This is a genomic window from Klebsiella sp. TF21-TM, assembly GCF_019753495.1.
GTDB classification, from domain to species: Bacteria; Pseudomonadota; Gammaproteobacteria; order Enterobacterales; family Enterobacteriaceae; genus Klebsiella; species Klebsiella quasipneumoniae.
In genome coordinates this window covers 13,137-32,804 of record NZ_JAIJYL010000004.1, presented here as the reverse complement: position 1 = coordinate 32,804, position 19,668 = coordinate 13,137, and the positions used below count along the sequence as shown (strand labels likewise).

The 19,668-nt window shown below is 57.1% G+C and carries 19 protein-coding genes and 1 pseudogene; 11 read left to right on the top strand and 9 right to left on the bottom strand.

The genetic code is table 11. The annotated features are described in order from the left end of the window. The first annotated feature begins 75 nt into the window (after positions 1-75). From pabB to K5R89_RS05015, 4 genes are all read left to right on the top strand, one after another. The gene (gene pabB, locus K5R89_RS05030; RefSeq protein WP_086075449.1) at positions 76-1,431 is read left to right on the top strand and encodes an aminodeoxychorismate synthase component 1; all 1,356 of its coding nucleotides are present in this window, start codon (positions 76-78) and stop codon (positions 1,429-1,431) included. 3 nt (positions 1,432-1,434) lie between these two features. Next, a complete protein-coding gene (locus K5R89_RS05025; RefSeq protein ID WP_023290215.1) occupies positions 1,435-2,013 on the top strand; it encodes a CoA pyrophosphatase in 579 nt (192 codons plus the stop codon). A 162-nt stretch (positions 2,014-2,175) separates the two neighbouring features. Beyond that, entirely contained in the window at positions 2,176-3,540 is a 1,365-nt protein-coding gene (gene sdaA, locus K5R89_RS05020; RefSeq protein ID WP_004203344.1) for an L-serine ammonia-lyase, read from the top strand. A 189-nt stretch (positions 3,541-3,729) separates the two neighbouring features. Beyond that, entirely contained in the window at positions 3,730-5,286 is a 1,557-nt protein-coding gene (locus tag K5R89_RS05015) for an EAL domain-containing protein (protein WP_087827137.1), read from the top strand. Positions 5,287-5,322: 36 nt separating this feature from the next. On the opposite strand, the gene yoaE is transcribed toward K5R89_RS05015, so the two are convergent. After that, entirely contained in the window at positions 5,323-6,882 is a 1,560-nt protein-coding gene (gene yoaE, locus K5R89_RS05010) for a CNNM family cation transport protein YoaE (RefSeq protein ID WP_087827138.1), read from the bottom strand. 446 nt (positions 6,883-7,328) lie between these two features. Here yoaE and manX point away from each other — a divergent pair, with 446 nt between their 5' ends. From manX to mntP, 5 genes are all read left to right on the top strand, one after another. Then, positions 7,329-8,300, top strand: coding sequence for a PTS mannose transporter subunit IIAB (gene manX, locus K5R89_RS05005; RefSeq protein ID WP_004203357.1), 972 nt, complete (start codon positions 7,329-7,331; stop codon positions 8,298-8,300). A 56-nt stretch (positions 8,301-8,356) separates the two neighbouring features. Beyond that, complete coding sequence (locus K5R89_RS05000; protein WP_004203359.1) at positions 8,357-9,157, top strand: PTS mannose/fructose/sorbose transporter subunit IIC; 801 nt, start codon at positions 8,357-8,359, stop codon at positions 9,155-9,157. Positions 9,158-9,169: 12 nt separating this feature from the next. Continuing rightward, complete coding sequence (locus tag K5R89_RS04995) at positions 9,170-10,021, top strand: PTS mannose transporter subunit IID (RefSeq protein WP_004145526.1); 852 nt, start codon at positions 9,170-9,172, stop codon at positions 10,019-10,021. 62 nt (positions 10,022-10,083) lie between these two features. Continuing rightward, a complete protein-coding gene (locus tag K5R89_RS04990) occupies positions 10,084-10,542 on the top strand; it encodes a DUF986 family protein (protein WP_023290218.1) in 459 nt (152 codons plus the stop codon). A gap of 419 nt (positions 10,543-10,961) precedes the next feature. Further along, positions 10,962-11,528 (top strand): manganese efflux pump MntP, encoded by a 567-nt coding sequence (gene mntP, locus K5R89_RS04985; protein ID WP_023290219.1) that lies wholly within the window; start codon positions 10,962-10,964, stop codon positions 11,526-11,528. 3 nt (positions 11,529-11,531) lie between these two features. Here the strand turns inward: mntP and rlmA are convergent, their stop codons facing one another. The 6 genes and pseudogenes from rlmA to mgrB form a co-directional block, all read right to left on the bottom strand. Then, on the bottom strand, positions 11,532-12,326 hold the full coding sequence (gene rlmA, locus K5R89_RS04980) for a 23S rRNA (guanine(745)-N(1))-methyltransferase (RefSeq protein ID WP_072413387.1): 795 nt from the start codon (positions 12,324-12,326) through the stop codon (positions 11,532-11,534). Between the two features lie 61 nt (positions 12,327-12,387). Further along, positions 12,388-14,136 (bottom strand): peptidoglycan glycosyltransferase FtsI, encoded by a 1,749-nt coding sequence (gene ftsI / locus K5R89_RS04975; RefSeq protein ID WP_032428912.1) that lies wholly within the window; start codon positions 14,134-14,136, stop codon positions 12,388-12,390. A 187-nt stretch (positions 14,137-14,323) separates the two neighbouring features. Continuing rightward, entirely contained in the window at positions 14,324-14,533 is a 210-nt protein-coding gene (gene cspE, locus K5R89_RS04970) for a transcription antiterminator/RNA stability regulator CspE (RefSeq protein WP_001062678.1), read from the bottom strand. Positions 14,534-14,618: 85 nt separating this feature from the next. Next, positions 14,619-14,690, bottom strand: a pseudogene (locus K5R89_RS04965) (DUF2627 domain-containing protein); the annotation flags it as partial. Between the two features lie 599 nt (positions 14,691-15,289). Further along, on the bottom strand, positions 15,290-15,580 hold the full coding sequence (locus K5R89_RS04960) for a YebO family protein (protein ID WP_217259212.1): 291 nt from the start codon (positions 15,578-15,580) through the stop codon (positions 15,290-15,292). A 74-nt stretch (positions 15,581-15,654) separates the two neighbouring features. After that, positions 15,655-15,798 (bottom strand): PhoP/PhoQ regulator MgrB, encoded by a 144-nt coding sequence (gene mgrB / locus K5R89_RS04955; RefSeq protein WP_002911375.1) that lies wholly within the window; start codon positions 15,796-15,798, stop codon positions 15,655-15,657. Between the two features lie 159 nt (positions 15,799-15,957). Here mgrB and K5R89_RS04950 point away from each other — a divergent pair, with 159 nt between their 5' ends. Further along, positions 15,958-16,197: a YobH family protein gene (locus K5R89_RS04950; protein WP_023290223.1), complete on the top strand. Its 240-nt coding sequence runs from the start codon at positions 15,958-15,960 to the stop codon at positions 16,195-16,197. Between the two features lie 57 nt (positions 16,198-16,254). Here K5R89_RS04950 and kdgR read toward each other — a convergent pair whose 3' ends face one another. After that, on the bottom strand, positions 16,255-17,046 hold the full coding sequence (gene kdgR / locus K5R89_RS04945) for a DNA-binding transcriptional regulator KdgR (RefSeq protein ID WP_004203369.1): 792 nt from the start codon (positions 17,044-17,046) through the stop codon (positions 16,255-16,257). A gap of 177 nt (positions 17,047-17,223) precedes the next feature. On the opposite strand from kdgR, the gene K5R89_RS04940 reads away from it, so the two are divergent. After that, positions 17,224-18,594, top strand: coding sequence for an MFS transporter (locus K5R89_RS04940; RefSeq protein WP_087827141.1), 1,371 nt, complete (start codon positions 17,224-17,226; stop codon positions 18,592-18,594). 69 nt (positions 18,595-18,663) lie between these two features. Here the strand turns inward: K5R89_RS04940 and htpX are convergent, their stop codons facing one another. Next, entirely contained in the window at positions 18,664-19,548 is an 885-nt protein-coding gene (htpX, locus tag K5R89_RS04935) for a protease HtpX (RefSeq protein ID WP_023290225.1), read from the bottom strand. Positions 19,549-19,668: the final 120 nt, after the last annotated feature.

Genomic DNA, 19,668 nt, shown 5'->3' with positions numbered 1-19,668 from the left:
TACATTGTGGGGCGTAATTATTTCACGCCGTCCCCGCCTACGCCAGAGGGACGGTAACGTTCAGGATCGAGAAAGATGTTGTCCCCCGCGATTATTACCCTGCCCTGGCGCCCGGATGCCGCCGAATACTATTTTACGCCGTTAAGCGCCACGCCCTGGGCGATGCTGCTGCATTCCGGCTTTGCCGACCATCCGCATAACCGTTTTGATATCCTGGTGGCGGCCCCGCGCGCCACGTTGCTGACGCGCGGTGAACAGACCTGGATCGATGACGGCGAGACCGTTTGTGTCTCGGCTGACGATCCGCTACAACTGCTTCAGCAGCAGCTGGATCGTCAGCCGTTCACGCCGCAGCCCCATGAGGATCTGCCGTTTCTTGGCGGCGCGCTGGGGCTCTTCGGTTACGATCTGGGCCGCCGTTTTGAGCGACTTCCCGCTGCCGCGCAGGCCGATATCGCGCTGCCGGATATGGCGGTGGGGATTTATGACTGGGCGCTGATCGTCGACCATCAGCGCCAGCAGGTGTCGCTGCTCAGCTATGACGACCCGCAGCAGCGTCTGCAGTGGCTGGAGGCGCAAACGCCGGCGCCGGGTGAAACCTTCGCCCTGACCTCGGCCTGGCAGTCAAATATGAGCCGCCAGCAGTATGGCGAGAAATTTCGTCAGGTGCAGGCCTATCTGCGCAGCGGTGACTGCTATCAGGTCAACCTCGCTCAGCGTTTTCAGGCCCGCTACGTCGGGGATGAATGGCAGGCCTTCCGCCGGCTGAACGCCGCCAACCGCGCCCCCTTTAGCGCCTTCATCCGCCTTGCGGAAGGGGCGATTTTAAGCCTGTCGCCGGAGCGATTTATTCAGCTCCGCCAGGGTGAGATCCAGACGCGCCCGATTAAGGGCACCCTGCCGCGGCTCGATTCGCCGCTGGCGGATGCGCAGCAGGCGGAGAAGCTGGCTAACTCGCCGAAAGACCGCGCTGAGAATTTAATGATTGTCGACCTGATGCGCAACGACATCGGCCGCGTCGCCGTCCCGGGCAGCGTGCGGGTCCCCGAGCTGTTCGTGGTGGAGCCGTTCCCGGCGGTCCATCATCTGGTCAGCACCATCACCGCCCGCCTGCCGGCGACGCTTCATGCCAGCGATCTGCTGCGCGCCGCCTTCCCCGGAGGGTCGATCACCGGCGCGCCGAAGGTACGGGCGATGGAGATTATTGATGAACTGGAACCCCAGCGACGCAACGCCTGGTGCGGGAGCGTCGGCTATCTGAGCTATTGCGGCAATATGGATACCAGCATCACCATTCGCACCCTGACGGCCTGGCAGGGGCAACTGTATTGCTCCGCCGGAGGCGGTATCGTCGCGGACAGCGAGGAAGATGCGGAATATCAGGAAACTTTTGATAAAGTTAATCGTATCCTGCACCAACTGGAGAACTAGACCATGGCGGACCACGCCCTCAATCTGGATGATTTTCTGTCCCGCTTCCAGCTGCTGCGCCCTCAGCCTTCGCGCCATGCGCTCAATCAGCGGCAGGCGGCGGTACTGGTGCCGATCGTGCGCCGGCCGCAGCCTGGCCTGCTGCTGACCCAGCGCTCGCCGCTGCTGCGCAAGCACGCCGGCCAGGTCGCCTTTCCCGGCGGGGCGGTAGATAATACCGATGCGACCCTTATCGCCGCCGCTCTGCGCGAAGCCCAGGAAGAGGTGGCGATCCCGCCGGAGACGGTTGAGGTGATTGGCGTTCTGCCGCCGGTGGACAGCGTCACCGGCTTCCAGGTGACGCCGGTGGTGGGTATTATTCCGCCGGATCTGCACTATCACGCCAGCCAGGACGAAGTCTCCGCGGTATTTGAAATGCCGCTCGCCGAGGCCCTGCGCCTCGGGCGCTATCATCCGCTCGATATCCACCGCCGGGGCAACGACCACCGCGTCTGGCTCTCCTGGTACCAGCATTATTTTGTCTGGGGGATGACCGCCGGGATCATTCGCGAGCTGGCGCTGCAGATAGGCGCGCGCCCTTAGCTATACTGATTATGAGAGAGCGCTCTCACTATTAGTAAAATCGCGGTTATCCATTAGTTTAATTCATGTGAATAGTTGAACTGACAGGGCGCTTCCCTCTTACACTATGCGCAGTTATTACATCGTTACCGCACCCGCGGTAACCCTGTCAGGAGTATTATCGTGATTAGTCTATTCGACATGTTCAAGGTGGGGATTGGTCCCTCATCTTCCCACACTGTTGGCCCGATGAAGGCCGGTAAACAGTTCGTCGATGACCTGGTCGAAAAAGGATTGCTTAATGCAGTGACCCGCGTGGCGGTTGACGTCTACGGTTCGCTGTCATTAACCGGCAAAGGCCACCATACGGACATCGCCATTATCATGGGACTGGCGGGCAATCAGCCCGATACGGTCGATATAGACGCGATACCGGCATTTATCCGTGACGTCGAGACACGCGGCCGTCTGCTGCTGGCCAACGGTCAGCACGAAGTCGACTTCCCGGCGGATGACGGCATGCGTTTTCGCAGCGACAATCTGCCGCTGCACGAAAACGGCATGACCATTCATGCCTGGGCCGGCGAGAAAGAGATCTACTGCAAGACCTATTACTCGATTGGCGGCGGCTTTATCGTCGACGAAGAGCACTTCGGCAAAGAAAACGCCAACGAACTGCAGGTGCCCTACCCGTTTAAATCGGCGCAGGAAATGCTGGCCTACTGCAAAGAGACCGGCCTGTCGCTCTCCGGGATGGTGATGCAGAACGAGCTGGCGCTGCACAGCAAAAAAGAGATCGAGGACTATTTCGCTAATGTCTGGCAGACCATGCGCGCCTGTATCGACCGCGGCATGAACACCGAAGGCGTGCTGCCTGGCCCGCTGCGCGTGCCGCGTCGCGCCTCGGCGCTGCGTCGTCTGCTGGTGGCCAGCGATAAGCTCTCCAGCGATCCGATGAACGTGGTTGACTGGGTCAACATGTTCGCGCTGGCGGTCAATGAAGAGAACGCCGCCGGCGGTCGCGTGGTGACCGCGCCGACCAACGGCGCCTGCGGCATCGTTCCGGCGGTACTCGCCTATTACGATCACTTTATCGAATCCGTCAGCCCGGAGATCTATATCCGCTACTTTATGGCCTGCGGTGCGATCGGCGCGCTGTACAAGATGAATGCCTCCATTTCCGGCGCCGAAGTCGGCTGTCAGGGCGAAGTGGGCGTCGCCTGCTCGATGGCGGCGGCGGGTCTGGCTGAACTGCTCGGCGCCAGCCCGGAGCAAGTCTGCGTGGCGGCGGAGATCGGTATGGAACACAACCTCGGCCTGACCTGCGACCCGGTCGCCGGCCAGGTACAGGTGCCGTGCATAGAACGTAACGCCATCGCCTCCGTGAAAGCGATCAACGCCGCGCGGATGGCGATGCGCCGCACCAGCGAACCGCGCGTCTCGCTCGATAAAGTGATCGAGACCATGTACGAAACCGGCAAAGACATGAACGCCAAGTACCGCGAAACCTCGCGAGGCGGCCTGGCGATTAAAGTTCAGTGTGACTAACATGTTGGCTTTCGCCTGCCGCCTCCCGGGGCGCAGGCGCGGAGCGAGGGTAACTAAAAGCCCCTGCCTTCCTGATGCGCCCTCCGTGGCGCATTTTCTTTTTTCTATACCTGGCGATATTCTGCCACTACAATTGCTCTATTAAATAAGCCACGCTTAACCACTCGTCCTGTCGACAGGGTGTCGCACATGCAGACTGCACAAAAAGTCATTACGGCCTATCGCCGCAAACGCATTATAGTCTGCCTGCTGGTCGCCCTGGTGACCCTGGGCACCACCTTAGCCATTCGATTTATTTCGCAGCGTAGCGAAAATGAAGACTATATCCGCACGGCCGCCAGCCAGCGGGTGGCGGCGCTGAATAATATCCTGCGCCCGCTGAGCGCGGAGCGCACCACCCTGCTTCCTCTGGTGGGCAAACGCTGCCCGGATATCCATCTGACCCTGCGCAAAATGGCAGCCTCGTTGCAGACCGTTCGTTCCGTCGTCCTCGTGACGGACGGTATCGTTTACTGTTCGAGTATTTTCGGGCTACGGCAGGCGGATTTACACCAGCTGCAGCCCTCGCTGCCAGCCCCCCATCCCTTATTGCTCTTTTCAACCGAGAAATCGCTGCTTAAAGGGACGCCGGTATTGATCCAGTGGTACCCCACCCCGGAAAGCGGCCAGGACGGCGTGATGTTGATTGTCAATATCGAGCTGCTGGGGACCTTAATTCTCAACGAAAAATCATCCCTGATAAGCGACGTCAGCCTGCAGGTTGGCGATCGTTATTTTAGCAGCCGCGATGGGCTTCTCGATAAAACGCATAGCCCGCAGGGAACGGTGATTTATCGCCAACGCTCTAGCGAGTTTCCGTTTACCATCAACATCAACGGCCCTGGCGCCTCGACAATCGCCCTCGAAGAACTGCCCGGCGAGCTGCCGCTGGCGCTGATCTTCAGCCTGCTAATGACCGGCATCGCCTGGCTGGCCACCGCCGGAAGAATGAGCTTCTCGCGGGAGATAAGCCTCGGTATTTCCGCCCGGGAGTTTGCCCTCTGGTGCCAGCCGCTGCAGGATGCGCGCAGCGGCCGCTGCTGCGGGGTGGAGATCCTGCTGCGCTGGAACAACCCTCGCCGCGGAGCGATTTCGCCGGAGGTGTTTATTCCCATCGCCGAAGGGGACAATCTGATCATCCCCCTCACCCGCTACGTCATTGCCGAAACCGCCCGCCGTCTGGATGTTTTTCCCAGCGACCGCCAATTTCATATCGCCATTAACGTCGCTGCCCGCCACTTCGCCAACGGCTTACTGCTGCATGACCTGCATAATTACTGGTTCAGCATGAACCCGGTACAACAGCTGGTGGTCGAGCTGACCGAACGCGATGTCCTGCAGGATGGCGACCAGCATATGGCCGAAGATCTGCACCTGAAAGGCGTACAGCTGGCGATCGATGACTTTGGCACCGGCAACAGTTCGCTCTCATGGCTGGAAAAACTGCGCCCGGACGTGCTGAAGATTGACCGCTCGTTTACCAGCTCGGTGGGGATAGACAGCGTCAATGCCACGGTGACCGATATCATTATCTCCCTCGCCAACCGGCTGAATATTATTACCGTTGCCGAAGGGGTGGAGACGCTGGAGCAGGAAAGCTACCTCAGAAACCACGGCGTCGATGTGCTGCAGGGGTTTTATTATGCGCGGCCGATGCCGGTGGAGGCGTTCCCGGCGTGGCTGGCCAGTCAAGAGGCAACAGAATAACTCGCCGGCCCCCACGGGAACCGGCGCGCAGGACGATTATTCTTCTTCGTCGCTCGGCGGACGGGTGACCACCGCGCGTACCAGATCGACCCGGTAGTCATTCGCTTCCACCACGGTGAAATGCAGCGGCGGCAGCGACACCACGTCGCCAATGCGCGGGATATGGCCATTGGCGGAGATCACCATACCGGCAACGGTGGCAATATCCTCATCGTCATTGATCAGCGGATCCAGCCCCAGCGCCTGCTGCAGCGCATGCAGGTCGGTCGACCCCTTAATAAGCCAGCCGTCGCCATCGATAACGATCTCCGGCGTCTCATCGGCGTCCGGGAATTCACCGGCGATCGCTTCCAGGACGTCCAGCGGCGTCACCAGCCCCTGCACCACGCCAAATTCATTGGTCACGATGACGAAACTGCCGCGCGCGCGACGCAGGACGCCGAGCAGATTGATCGGGTCCAGCGTTTCAGGCACCACAATCGCCGGAGAGGCGGAGGCCAGCGCCGCGACGTTTTCGCCCGACTCCAGGGCCACCAGCATCTCTTTCGCCCGCACGATGCCAATGATTTCGTCCAGTTCTCCGCGGCAGACCGGGAACAGGCTGTGCGGCGACGAAAGCAGCTGACGGCGAATTTCATCTTCACTCTGCTCAGCGTCCACCCAGCTGATTTCCCCGCGCGGGGTCATGATGCTGCGCAGAGAGCGCTGAGCCAGCGTCAGCACGCCGTTAATCATGTAGCGCTCTTCTTCCGCAAAGGCGCCCTCCGGTACCGGCACCGACGCCGGGCTGTCGGCGTCATGGTTGACGGAGGCCTGTTTACGGCCGCCCATCAGGCGCAGGATCGCATCCGCGGTACGGGCGCGCAGCGGCAGCGTCGACTGGTGACGAACAAAGTTGCGGCGCGCCACCTGGTTAAAGAACTCAATGATGATCGAGAAACCGATCGCCGCGTACAGGTACCCTTTCGGAATATGGAAGCCAAACCCTTCCGCCACCAGGCTCAGGCCGATCATCAACAGGAAGCTCAGACAGAGCACCACCACCGTCGGGTGCTGGTTGACAAAGCGCGTCAACGGCTTGGACGCCAGCAGCATCATAATCATCGCGATCACGACCGCCGCCATCATCACCGGCAGATGGTTCACCATCCCGACCGCGGTGATCACCGCATCCAGAGAGAAGACAGCATCCAGCACCACGATCTGCAGTACCACCACCCAGAAACTGGCATAGCCTTTCCCGTGACCGGCGTCATGCTGGCGGTTTTCCAGCCGTTCATGCAGCTCGGTTGTCGCCTTGAACAGCAAGAAGATCCCGCCGAGCAGCATGATGAGGTCACGCCCGGAAAAGGAGAAATCGGCGATAGTAATCAGCGGCTTAGTCAGCGTCACCATCCAGGAGATCACCGACAACAGCCCCAGGCGCATCACCAGCGCCAGCGACAGGCCGATCAGTCGCGCTTTATCACGCTGCTTCGGCGGCAGCTTGTCCGCCAGGATGGCAATAAACACCAGGTTATCGATACCGAGCACAATTTCCAGAACGATAAGCGTCAACAGGCCGGCCCAGATTGAGGGATCCATTAACAATTCCATGTGCGACTCCGGTTAGCGGCAACGTCAGTCATCGCCATGTCATGCGCGGACGCGACAATAGATGCTGAGAGATAAGCGTGATGCGTGGAGGTGGCAACCAGGTGCCAGAAAGTGAAAAGACGTCGATGACGGTCCATACTGCGGGCTATGCCCTATACTCCTGAGTAATTAAACGGAAGTTAAACATAGCAAAATATAGATCGAAATTGGAAAAGATTTACCTGAATTTGCAATAACTAAGGCTATTTTTTGCGCTGCAAAATTATTACCAGGCGATGCCTGATTAACGGATCTTCATCACATTAATTATTTTTTCACTGTCTAAAATAATTCGCGGTAGTAACTATTTTCTATCTTACACCCTAACTGAATCGATTTTGTCCTCAAGAGTGATTCAGGATGTATCAAAGCAGATGATGCATTCACGATAATAAAGGAGGTAGCAAGTGACGATTGCTATTGTAATAGGCACACATGGTTGGGCTGCAGAACAGCTGCTGAAAACAGCAGAGATGCTGTTGGGCGAGCAGGAAAACGTTGGCTGGATCGATTTCGTTCCGGGTGAAAACGCCGAAACGCTGATCGAGAAATACAATGCCCAGTTGGCAAAACTGGATACCAGTAAAGGCGTGCTGTTTCTCGTCGATACATGGGGAGGCAGCCCGTTCAACGCTGCGAGCCGCATTGTCGTCGATAAAGAGCATTACGAAGTCATCGCCGGCGTCAACATCCCGATGCTGGTGGAAACCTTCATGGCCCGCGATGACGATCCTTCCTTTGATGAGCTGGTCGCCTTAGCGGTAGAGACCGGCAGCGAAGGCGTGAAAGCGCTGAAGGCCAAACCGGTGGAAAAAGCGGCCCCTGCGCCCGCTCCTGCCGCGGCGCCAAAAGCCGCCGCCCCGGCCAAACCGATGGGCCCGAATGACTACATGGTCATTGGCCTTGCGCGTATCGACGACCGCCTGATCCATGGTCAGGTCGCCACCCGCTGGACCAAAGAGACCAACGTCACCCGCATCATCGTCGTCAGCGACGAAGTCGCCGCGGATACCGTGCGCAAAACCCTGTTGACCCAGGTTGCGCCGCCGGGCGTCACCGCCCACGTGGTGGACGTCGCCAAAATGATCCGCGTCTACAACAACCCGATGTACGCCGGACAGCGCGTGATGCTGCTGTTTACTAACCCGACCGACGTTGAGCGCGTCGTCGAGGGCGGCGTGAAAATCACCAGCGTCAACATCGGCGGTATGGCGTTCCGCCAGGGCAAAACTCAGGTTAACAACGCGATTTCGGTCGATGCCAAAGATATTGAGGCGTTTAACAAGCTGAACGCACGCGGTATCGAGCTGGAGGCACGTAAAGTGTCCACCGACCCGAAACTGAAAATGATGGATCTGATCGCCAAGGTTGATAAATAACCCGGACGATCGCGCCCCAGTTTTCACTTTAAGACTTAATCAACAGGAGAAGTACAATGGAGATTACCCTTCTTCAGATTGTGCTGGTGTTCATCGTCGCGTGTATTGCGGGTATGGAGTCGGTGCTTGATGAATTTCAGTTCCACCGTCCACTGGTCGCCTGTACGCTGATCGGCGCCGTTCTCGGCGATATGAAAACCGGTATTATCATCGGCGGTACGCTGGAAATGATCGCCCTGGGCTGGATGAACATCGGTGCGGCGGTTGCCCCTGATGCCGCGCTGGCGTCCATTATTTCCACCGTTCTGGTTATTGCCGGCCATCAGAGCATCGGCGCCGGCATCGCGCTGGCTATCCCGCTGGCGGCTGCAGGCCAGGTGCTGACCATCATCGTGCGTACCATCACCGTAGCCTTCCAGCACGCAGCGGATAAAGCGGCGGAGAATGGCAACCTGACCGCCCTGTCGTGGCTGCACGTCTCATCCCTGTTCCTGCAGGCGATGCGTATCGCTATCCCGGCCGTCATCGTGGCCATTTCCGTCGGTACCAGCGAAGTCCAGGGCCTGCTGAATGCGATCCCTGAAGTGGTTACCAGCGGCCTGAACATCGCCGGCGGCATGATCGTGGTTGTAGGTTACGCGATGGTCATCAATATGATGCGCGCGGGCTACCTGATGCCGTTCTTCTACCTCGGCTTCGTCACCGCCGCCTTCACCAACTTCAACCTGGTGGCCCTGGGCGTGATTGGCGCGGTCATGGCAATCCTCTACATCCAGCTGAGCCCGAAATATAACCGCGTCGCCGGTGCCCCGGCTCAGGCGGCTGGTAACAACGATCTCGATAACGAACTGGACTAACAGGTGAGCGAAATGGTTGATATGACTAAAAATACCACCGAGAAAAAACTCACTCAGAGTGATATTCGTGGCGTGTTCATTCGTTCTAACCTGTTTCAGGGTTCATGGAACTTCGAACGTATGCAGGCGCTGGGCTTCTGCTTCTCTATGGTTCCGGCGATTCGTCGTCTCTACCCGGAGAACAACGATGCGCGTAAGCAGGCGATTAAGCGTCACCTTGAGTTCTTCAATACCCATCCTTACGTTGCCGCGCCGGTACTGGGCGTAACGCTGGCGATGGAAGAGCAGCGCGCCAATGGCGCAGAGATTGACGATGGCGCCATCAACGGCATCAAAGTCGGTCTGATGGGGCCGCTGGCCGGCGTCGGCGACCCGATCTTCTGGGGTACGGTGCGTCCGGTGTTCGCGGCCTTAGGCGCCGGGATCGCGATGAGCGGAAGCCTGCTCGGACCTCTGCTGTTCTTTATCCTGTTCAACGCGGTGCGACTACTGACCCGCTACTATGGCGTCGCCTACGGTTACCGCAAAGGCGTGGACATCGTGAAAGATATGGGCGGCGGCTTCCTGCAGAAACTGACTGAGGGGGCGTCAATCCTCGGCCTGTTTGTCATGGGGGCGCTGGTTAACAAGTGGACGCACGTGAACATTCCGATGGTGGTGTCAAAAATCACCGGCTCTGACGGACAGGTTCACGTCACCACGGTGCAGACGATCCTCGACCAGCTGATGCCGGGCCTGGTACCGCTGCTGTTGACCTTCGCCTGTATGTGGCTGCTGCGTAAGAAAGTTAACCCGCTGTGGATCATCGTTGGCTTCTTTGTCATCGGTATCGCGGGCTACGCTGTCGGTCTGCTGGGTCTGTAATTTCCAGGTTGTACGCCGGGGGCTTGCCCCCGGCTTTTTTTTATCAGGAGGAACGCAAAGCAATGACATTCACGGACCTGGTGATCATCCTGTTTATCCTTGCGCTACTGGCCTACGCGGTGTATGACCAGTTTATTATGCCGAGGCGCAACGGCCCGGTGCTGCTGGCCATCCCCCTGCTTCGCCGCAGCCGCGTTGACGGCATGATCTTTGTCGGCCTCATCGCCATTCTGATCTATAACAACATCACCCAGCACGGCACCGCGATCACCACCTGGCTATTATCTGCGCTGGCGCTGATGGGACTCTATTTATTCTGGATCCGTACGCCGAAAATCATTTTTAAACCGCGCGGCTTTTTCTTCGCCAACGTGTGGATAGAATATCAGCGAATTAAAGAGATGAATTTATCCGAGGACGGCGTGCTGGTGATGCAATTAGAGCAACGGCGGCTGCTGATTCGCGTACGAAATATCGACGATCTGGAGAAAATATACAAACTTCTCGTTTCAACTCAATGAGTTAAAAATATAGCCAACGCTATGTTTTTTCAGATTTCGTCTGGGGAATTATATAGCCATGGCTATATTTTCCCCTCTGCCCTTCTGTTTTTCATTAACTATTTATTTACTTATAAATTCAAATGAAAATCGTTATCATTTGGTTATTAAAATAGCCCTCTTCTGTTATTGTTTTATATTCTAAAAATATGTTAAGGTTGCGCCCGTCGTTGGGGAGTAGCCGATTTCCTGCCCGTCAGGAAATGTACGTGTCAACATACTCGTTGCAAAACGTGGCACGTACGGGTTGAAGTGATTCAATCAGGCGAGACCATAGATACATCACTGCTGTACGTATTGCTCAGCCATTGAGCGGCTCCGCGTATATTTACTGGGGGCAGCGATGTGTCATATGGATTATCCCCGGTCAGGACAGGCACATGAATTTATCCGCAACCCTTCTTCTCGCTTTCGGCATGTCTATGGACGCCTTCGCGGCCTCTATCGGCAAAGGCGCCACCCTGCATAAACCCAAATTCTCAGAAGCTGTACGCACCGGGCTGATTTTTGGCGCCATTGAAACCCTGACGCCGCTGGTCGGCTGGGGACTGGGCATGCTGGCCAGCCAGTTTGTGCTCGAGTGGAATCACTGGATTGCTTTTATTCTGCTGGTGTTTCTCGGCGGGCGGATGATTGTCGAAGGGCTTCGCGGCGATAGCGACGAGGCGTGCGAGGCGCCTCGCCGGCATGGCTTCTGGCTGCTGGTCACCACCGCCTTCGCCACCAGCCTTGACGCGATGGCCGTCGGCGTCGGTCTGGCCTTCCTGCAGGTCAGCATTGTGACCACCGCGCTGGCGATCGGCTGCGCCACCTTTATCATGTCGACGCTGGGGATCATGGTGGGTCGCTTTATCGGCCCGCTGCTGGGCAAACGGGCCGAAATTCTCGGCGGTATTGTACTGATTGGCATCGGCAGCGAAATTCTCTGGAGCCATTTCGCCGGTTAAGCTTTACTCCTCACGCTGCCAGCAATGGATCATAAAATCGGTCTGGCAGCCAAAGGTCGCCTGCTGACGCAGCGCGTCATGCACTTCGGCTTTGGCCCGCCACGCGAACGGCGTCATCTGCAGCAGGGCCTGCGCTTCACTTCCCGTCAGGGTCATCGGATAAGCCAGCTGCTGCTGAGCATCCAGGCGGAACCCCGGCATCGCTTCCGTCTTCAGCTCATGCAGGCGGATCTCATCGTAAATCAGCCCTTTCAGCTCCAGCAGATGGCGGGGTCCCGGCGTGGCAGTGATCACCCATCCGCCAGGCCGCACCACCCGCGCCAGCTCACCGGCGTTGCAGGGGGCGTAAATGCGCACCACCGCATCGAAGCTGTTATCGGAGAATGGCAGCCGCTGGCTGGAGGCGACGCAAAAATTCACCTGCGGATAGCGTTTCGCCGCCGCGCGGATTGCCGGCTTCGACACGTCCAGCCCCCAGCTGCGGCTGGCGATGGCGGCAAATGCGTGGGTGTAATAACCTTCGCCGCAGCCGATATCCAGTAATGCCTGAGGGGCAGCGTACCGCAGTCGCTCAGCGATAGCGTCCCGCAGCGGCTGATAATGCCCGGCGTCGAGGAACGCCCGACGGGCCTGCATCATCTCAGCGCTGTCGCCGGGATCGCGCGACCGTTTGAACTGCACCGGTAGCAGATTGACGTACCCCTCTTTCGCCAGATCGAACTGGTGCCGCTGCGGGCAGGAATAGTGATTGTCGCTACGGCTGAGCGGCGCGTGGCAAAGGGGGCAACTGTATGACATGACGGCTCCGGTGTCGCTGAAAGGGCGAAAGTGTAGCGCTATTCGCCCCTGCAGACCACTGTTACAGCGCCGGCGCCAACGGGTGGCTGTCGTGCATAACGATCAGATTCTCCGCCCCTTGTGGCATGCCGTCCGGCATGACGTTCTCCAGCCGCAGGACATCGCCCATAATCTGGCTGAATACCGGGGCGGAAACGGCCCCGCCGTAATAGGAGCCATTGCTCGGGTCGTTCATCACTACAACCAGCGCGAACTGCGGACGGCTGGCGGGCGCCACGCCGGCGGTATAGGCGACATATTTGTCGATATATTTGCCGTCCGGACCGATTTTCTTCGCCGTCCCCGTTTTTACCGCCACCCGGTAGTCGCGCACCGCCGCTTTGGTACCGCCCCCGCCCGGGAGCGCCACGCTCTCCATCATATGCTCCACGCTGTGAACAATATTCTCCGGCATTACGCGCGTGCCAATCACCGGCGGATCAATGCGGGTGATCGACAACGGTCGTTGTATGCCGAAGCCGCCGATGGTGGCGTAAACGTGCGCCAGCTGGAGCGGGGTAACCATCAAACCATAGCCGAAAGCGAAGGTGGCACGATCCAATTGCCCCCAGTAACGACGATGCGGCATCAGCCCGGCGCTTTCGCCGGTCAACCCCAACCCCGTCGGCTCGCCGAAGCCGAAAGCCGTATAGGTGTCAATCAGATGCTGCACCGGCATGGCAAGCGAGAGATGCGATACGCCGGTATCGCTGGACTTCTGCAGGATGCCGGTCAGGCTCAGCTCCGGATAATAGCCGACATCGCGGATACGGTGGCCGTCGAGGACAAACGGATGAGTGTCCACGACGCTGTCCGGCTGGACAATCCCCTGCTGCAGCGCGGTCATGATCACCAGCGGTTTGACGGTCGACCCCGGCTCGAAGGTATCGCTGATGGCCCGGTTGCGAAAATCATCCAGCGTTGCGGCATCGCGATTGTTGGGATTGAAGTCCGGATAGCTGGCCATCGCCAGGATCTCGCCGGTATCGATTTTAATCAGCACCGCCGCCCCGGACTCGGCTTTATTCCAGCGAACAGCGTTGTCGAGGGCATCTTCCGTCACCGTCTGCAGGCGCTCATCGATACTCAGCTGCAGATTATGCGCCGGCACCGGCGGTACTTCGGTAATGTTCTCAATCACATTGCCATGTTTATCTTTCCGCACCAGACGTCGCCCGGGTTTACCGGTCAGCTGGGCGTTGAAGCTTTTCTCCACCCCTTCGATGCCCTGATTATCGACATTGGTAAAGCCCAGCAGATTGGCAGCCACATGGCCTGCCGGATAGAAACGCCGCGATTCATCGCGCAGGTAGACGCCTGGCAGATGCAGTTTATCAATCCACGCCGCCTGCTCGGGATTGATCTGCCGCGCCAGATAGAGAAAGCGGGCGTGGGGATGGCTCTGTACCCGCTGGGCCAGTTCCCCAAGGTTGAGATGCAGCGCTTCGGCCATCGCCTGCCAGCGGGGTCCGTAGCCGACGCCGCCCTTCTCCATGGTGGTCTGCGGGTCGATCCAGATTGCGCTGACCGGAACGCTCACCGCCAGCGGTCGTCCTTCCCGGTCGGTGATCATCCCCCGCTCAACCGCAACGGGCTCTTCGCGCAGAGAACGCATATCCTCTTGTTTTACCAGATTATCGGGGGAAATAATCTGCAGCCAGCCCACGCGGGCCAATAGCAGTCCCAGACAACCGAGTATGGCCACGCAGAGTAACCCGAAGCGAATCGGGGTAAAGCTGGCGGCGGACTTCATTTTTTTATTTAGCACCATAGCTCCGGCATTGTTTTGCAACCAACTGATTTAACAGAAAATTAGCAAAACAGACTGCTACACAATGCTAATAAAGTTGAGTATTTGCAACAAGACGCGACGAGAGGGGGAAAAATGACATGCTTTGCAATAAAAACGCAAAAGCCCCGCGCAGGCGAGGCTTTTATACAAGAAGAGTGGTCTTGTATCAGATAGCAGTTACGTTAACTGCAGCCGGACCTTTCTGGCCGTCCTGAATTTCGAACTCAACGTTCTGGCCTTCAGCCAGAGTTTTGAAGCCGTTACCCTGGATAGCGGAGAAGTGTACGAACACGTCTTTGCTGCCATCAGCCGGAGTAATGAAACCAAAACCTTTAGACTCGTTGAACCACTTAACTTGACCTTTAATCTTTGCCATTTGCAAAATTCCTTAGACTGTTTTCTTCGCCTGCTGGCGTTTACATAGATAAAACTGACACATAACTGCATGAGGCACTAATTTAAGGTTCGGCAGAGAAGCGGTATTCAACGACAACGTGTTTACTCAGGACTTCTTTACTGAAAATGCCACACATAAACAGAACTGTACCTCGTTTAACCCGAAAGGTGTTATCACACACTACGTAAATAATGGCAAGCCATTTTTAAACGTGTCTCGATCGTTCGCACAAATTATAAGGTAATCCTTTGATCGCCTGCACATTTATGCGTGTTTGTCGCCCCTGGCAAGGCGCTATGGCGGTTATCAATAACGCAAGAGCGCAGCCCGGTAACGGCAACTTTTTTACCATAGCTCAACAACTTCGCTTCGTCCAGGTATGTCCGTATACGAACTGCCAGTATACGGGCGACTGGCGGGCCATGATGAATATTGATGCGCAAAATTCGTTATAACCCCAGACGAAAAATCGCTAAAGCCACGCCAGTGTAGTGATAATAAAACCTGTTAGTCGTCACGCTAAAAATAGTGCTAATTCTGCACCTTAATAATGAAAAAAAGATGACAGCGTCACGTTATCCAACAATAAACGCGGCGGGGATCACTTTATTTACAGCGTGTAAAAAAGGGGATAGTACATTGAGAAAGGAATAATGGAATAATGGAATAAGAATAAGATATTACCGCCCGCTATCATGCAGGTGCGCATCTTATGATGCACACCTGTCGAGGTACTTAGCGCTCTGCCACCAGGCGGATAAAGTCGTCCTCCCCTTTCGCCTTACCGGCGACGGTCGGCTCAGCCACGTCCTCTTTTTCCGGCGCACTGGCTTCGCACAGGCGACGTAGCAGCGCATTCTGCCGCTTTTGCTGATCCAATAGCGCCTGCAGCAGTTCTATCTGCTCATTCGCCCGCGAGCTGGCGCGGTTGACGAAGAACCATAACAACAGACCGACAAGCAGCAGCGCCACAGACACGGCCAGCGATGCCAGATTTAAGATCCCAGGATTTAGTAACTCACTCATTTCACCACCTCAAAGAGAAGGCGTTCATTCTACCACCCGCGGCGCAGAAGGAAATCGGTCGTCAGAAAAATGTCTTACCACGGGATAAATTTATTGATAGTGCAAATGCCGCTGAAAAACTGAACATCCTGGTCGCACATTACGTTAAGCATCTGAGTCCACAGCAACAGGCAGCCTGCTATGATGACTATCAGTAAAACCCACCGTAATTTTTTCACTCCACTCTCCGCATCAGTACTTTATGTCGCCAGGATAACACGGCCTTCTTAAACCGCGGCTAACTGTAATACGAAAGGCAAGTTTAGGAATCATCGACTTGTTTCAAAACGTGTTCGTGTCAAAATCACGGCAAGGATCTTACAAATAATGAGGCATCAATGCGATTAATCATTCGTACTATTGTCGTAGTGGCTATCTTATGGATTGGCGTATTATTAAGCGGCTACGGGGTATTATTCCACAGTGAAGAAAACGTCGGCGGTCTGGGCCTGAAGTGTCAATACCTCACCGCCCGTGGGGTCAGTACCGCACTTTATGTGCATTCCAATAGCGGCGTGATCGGCGTCAGCAGCTGCCCGCTGCTGCGTAAAAGCGCAACCGTCGTCGATAACGGCTAAGATCGAACCGGCGACCGCGACGATAGCGCCGCGGTCGCCGAATGCTTCAGCGCCGGGTCAGAAGGGGTAGTCGTTATATCCCATCTGCTCAGAAATCTTGCGCGCCGCCTGGTGCAGCATCGCCACATATTCATGCAAACGTTCTTCAGAGAAACGTAAGGTCGGGAAAGAGATACTCAGCCCGGCGATGACCACGCCGAAACGGTCGAATACCGGTACCCCGATGCAGCGTAGCCCCTCTTCCTGCTCTTCGTTATCTTCGCCATACCCCTGCTCGCGAACGCCATCCAGCACCTTCAGCAACTCAGCGGTACTGGTGATGGTCCGCTCGGTGCTGCGTTTATACTCCACGCCGTCAAGGATCTGCTCCACTTCGCTGCGATCGCGCCACGCCAGCAGAACCTTGCCAATCGCGGTGCTGTACAGCGGGTTGCGACGGCCGATACGCGAGTACATCCGCAGGTTATACATTGAATCAATCTTGTGAATGTAAACAATACTGTCTTCATCCAGCGCGCCGAGATGGATAGTCTCTTTCGTCAGGCGGGAGAGTTCCCGCATCTGAATATCGGCGCTGCGCACCAGATCGACGTTCTGCAGCGCGCGCGCGCCCAGCTCGAACAGTTTGAGCGTGAGGGAGTATTTCTCAGACTCTCCCTCCTGCGCCACATAGCCCAGTGATTTCATGGTCTGTAAAAAGCGATAAACGGTGCTTTTCGACATCATGACGCGCTGGGACAGTTCGGTAATGCCAATTTCACGCTCTTCACCCAGCGCCTGCAGGATGCCGAAAACCTTCAATACCGAAGAGACAGAATCTGGCTGTTTATCCAAATCTGCACCTGCCATTTATCACCTCGTCGTAACTGTTTTATAAAATTTAGAACCGGTTTTTATTATAAATTCGCCGCCTCTGCGCCGCAATCATTCTTCTGCCACTTCGTTACAAATCTGCGACATACTGCGGAATAATCAATGCTAAACTCATCATTCAAAAAACCGTTTCATTTAAGACTTATATTCACCATGGATAAAAATTCATCCGATGGCGTGCCGCTGCCGCAACGCTATGGCGCCATTCTGACCATTGTGCTTGGGCTGACCATGGCCGTGCTCGACGGGGCTATCGCTAACGTCGCGCTGCCAACCATCGCCAGCGATCTTAACGCCTCGCCGGCGGCTTCAATCTGGATCGTTAACGCCTACCAAATCGCCATTGTTATCGCCCTGCTGCCGCTCTCTTTCCTCGGCGACATGGTCGGTTATCGCCGTATCTATAAGATAGGCCTGGTGGTGTTTATCTTTACCTCGCTGGCCTGCGCCCTGTCGCGCAGCCTCGAAATGCTGACCTTCGCCCGCGTCGCCCAGGGACTAGGCGGCGCCGCGCTGATGAGCGTAAACACGGCGTTGATCCGCCTGATTTATCCGCAGCGCTTTCTCGGTCGCGGCATGGGTATCAACTCCTTTGTCGTCGCCGTCTCTTCGGCGGCAGGCCCGACGATCGCCGCCGCCATCCTCTCCCTCGCCTCATGGCAATGGCTGTTTTTAATTAACGTGCCTCTCGGCATCGTCGCCTTTGTCCTGGCCATGCGCTTTCTGCCGCCCAACAGCGCGCGCAGCAAAATCGTCCGCTTCGATTTGCCGAGCGCCATCATGAACGCGCTGACCTTCGGGCTGTTGATCACCGCCCTGAGCGGTTTCGCCCAGGGCCAGTCCACGCAGCTGGTGCTGGCGGAGGTCGCCGCTATGCTGGTGGTAGGCTTTTTCTTCGTTCGCCGTCAGCTCACGATGCCCGTCCCGCTGCTGCCGGTCGATCTGCTGCGCATCCCGCTCTTCTCCCTCTCAATCTGCACCTCCATCTGCTCCTTCTGCGCACAGATGCTGGCGATGGTCTCTCTGCCTTTCTTCCTGCAGACGATGATGGGGCGCAGCGAAGTGGAAACCGGCCTGCTGCTGACGCCGTGGCCGCTGGCGACGATGGTGATGGCGCCGCTGGCCGGCTATTTAATCGAGAAATGCCATGCGGGGCTGCTGGGGGCCATTGGGCTGCTGGTTATGGCCTGCGGCCTGTTCGGTCTGGCGCTGCTTCCGGCGTCGCCCACCGATCTGGATATTATCTGGCGTATGGCGCTGTGCGGCGCCGGCTTCGGGCTGTTCCAGTCGCCCAACAACCACACCATTGTCGCCTCGGCGCCGAGCCATCGCAGCGGCGGCGCCAGCGGCATGCTGGGCACCGCTCGCCTGCTCGGCCAGAGCACCGGCGCCGCGCTGGTGGCCCTGCTGTTCAACCTGCTCGGCAACAGCGGCACCCACACCGCCCTGCTGCTGGCCGGCATCCTGGCGACCGTCGCTACGCTGATTAGCGGTCTGCGCGTCACCCAGCCGCGCGCAGCCTGACGATGAAGGACAAAAAAAAATCCGCAGCCTTCGGGCTGCGGATTTTTATTTTCAGCGTCAGATGACGGACTATTTCAGATATTCACCGCTACGCAGGGCTTCAATACGCTTGTCCAGCGGCGGGTGGGTCATAAACAGCTCGCTCATGGATTTCGCTTTACCATTAATGCAGAACGCCATCATACTGCTGGCTTCCTGCGGCTCATAGCTGGTTTTCAGACGCTGCAGGGCGGCAATCATCTTCTCGCGGCCCACCAGGCGCGCCGAGCCGGCATCAGCATGGAACTCGCGATGACGAGAGAACCACATGGTGATAATGCTGGCCAGAATACCGAACACCAGCTCCAGCACCGTAGCGACGGCGAAGTAGATCAGCGGGTTGCCATTGCTGCTCTCGCCTTCATCTTCCCGGTTGCCGCCGAGGAAGCCGGCCGCAATCTGCGCGATAACGCGGGAGATAAAGATAACGAAGGTGTTTACCACCCCCTGGATCAGCGTCATGGTGACCATATCGCCATTGGCGATGTGGCTGATTTCATGGGCGATGACCGCTTCCGCTTCATCACGGCTCATGTTTTGCAACAGTCCGGTACTGACGGCGACCAGCGAGGCGTCGCGACGCGCGCCGGTAGCGAAGGCGTTAATGTCAGGGGCGTGATAGATAGCCACCTGCGGCATGGCAATGCCCGCCTGCTGCGCCTGCTGCGCAACGGTGTTCATCAGCCAGCGTTCCGTTTCGTTGCGCGGCTGCTCGATCACTTCCCCACCCACAGACTTCAGCGCCATCCATTTCGACATCATCAGCGAAACGATAGAACCACCGAAGCCGAACAGCAGGGCCATAATCAACAGACCGGTCATGCTGCTGGATTGGATCCCCGTGAGGCTTAACACCAGCCCGAACACGACCATCACTGCCAGGTTCGTCAGCAGGAAAAGCGCGATTCGCATCATAATTTTCTTTTTACCTCAATTTAACAAAACGCACTATGCGATTACCCACATCGTATGGGTCAGGCTGCAATTTTCAACCATCAGCCCCCGCTAAGTCACGATAAAAACACAACTTTACAT

Bases quoted from the DNA above. Each gene is read 5' to 3' on its own strand.
- pabB (WP_086075449.1), top strand. From the start codon at position 76: ATGTTGTCCCCCGCGATTATTACCCTGCCCTGGCGCCCGGATGCCGCC.
- K5R89_RS05025 (WP_023290215.1), top strand. From the start codon at position 1,435: ATGGCGGACCACGCCCTCAATCTGGATGATTTTCTGTCCCGCTTCCAG.
- K5R89_RS05015 (WP_087827137.1), top strand. From the start codon at position 3,730: ATGCAGACTGCACAAAAAGTCATTACGGCCTATCGCCGCAAACGCATT.
- yoaE (WP_087827138.1), bottom strand. From the start codon at position 6,882: ATGGAATTGTTAATGGATCCCTCAATCTGGGCCGGCCTGTTGACGCTT.
- K5R89_RS05000 (WP_004203359.1), top strand. From the start codon at position 8,357: ATGGAGATTACCCTTCTTCAGATTGTGCTGGTGTTCATCGTCGCGTGT.
- K5R89_RS04995 (WP_004145526.1), top strand. From the start codon at position 9,170: ATGGTTGATATGACTAAAAATACCACCGAGAAAAAACTCACTCAGAGT.
- K5R89_RS04990 (WP_023290218.1), top strand. From the start codon at position 10,084: ATGACATTCACGGACCTGGTGATCATCCTGTTTATCCTTGCGCTACTG.
- mntP (WP_023290219.1), top strand. From the start codon at position 10,962: ATGAATTTATCCGCAACCCTTCTTCTCGCTTTCGGCATGTCTATGGAC.
- rlmA (WP_072413387.1), bottom strand. From the start codon at position 12,326: ATGTCATACAGTTGCCCCCTTTGCCACGCGCCGCTCAGCCGTAGCGAC.
- ftsI (WP_032428912.1), bottom strand. From the start codon at position 14,136: ATGGTGCTAAATAAAAAAATGAAGTCCGCCGCCAGCTTTACCCCGATT.
- cspE (WP_001062678.1), bottom strand. From the start codon at position 14,533: ATGGCAAAGATTAAAGGTCAAGTTAAGTGGTTCAACGAGTCTAAAGGT.
- K5R89_RS04960 (WP_217259212.1), bottom strand. From the start codon at position 15,580: ATGAGTGAGTTACTAAATCCTGGGATCTTAAATCTGGCATCGCTGGCC.
- K5R89_RS04950 (WP_023290223.1), top strand. From the start codon at position 15,958: ATGCGATTAATCATTCGTACTATTGTCGTAGTGGCTATCTTATGGATT.
- kdgR (WP_004203369.1), bottom strand. From the start codon at position 17,046: ATGGCAGGTGCAGATTTGGATAAACAGCCAGATTCTGTCTCTTCGGTA.
- K5R89_RS04940 (WP_087827141.1), top strand. From the start codon at position 17,224: ATGGATAAAAATTCATCCGATGGCGTGCCGCTGCCGCAACGCTATGGC.
- htpX (WP_023290225.1), bottom strand. From the start codon at position 19,548: ATGATGCGAATCGCGCTTTTCCTGCTGACGAACCTGGCAGTGATGGTC.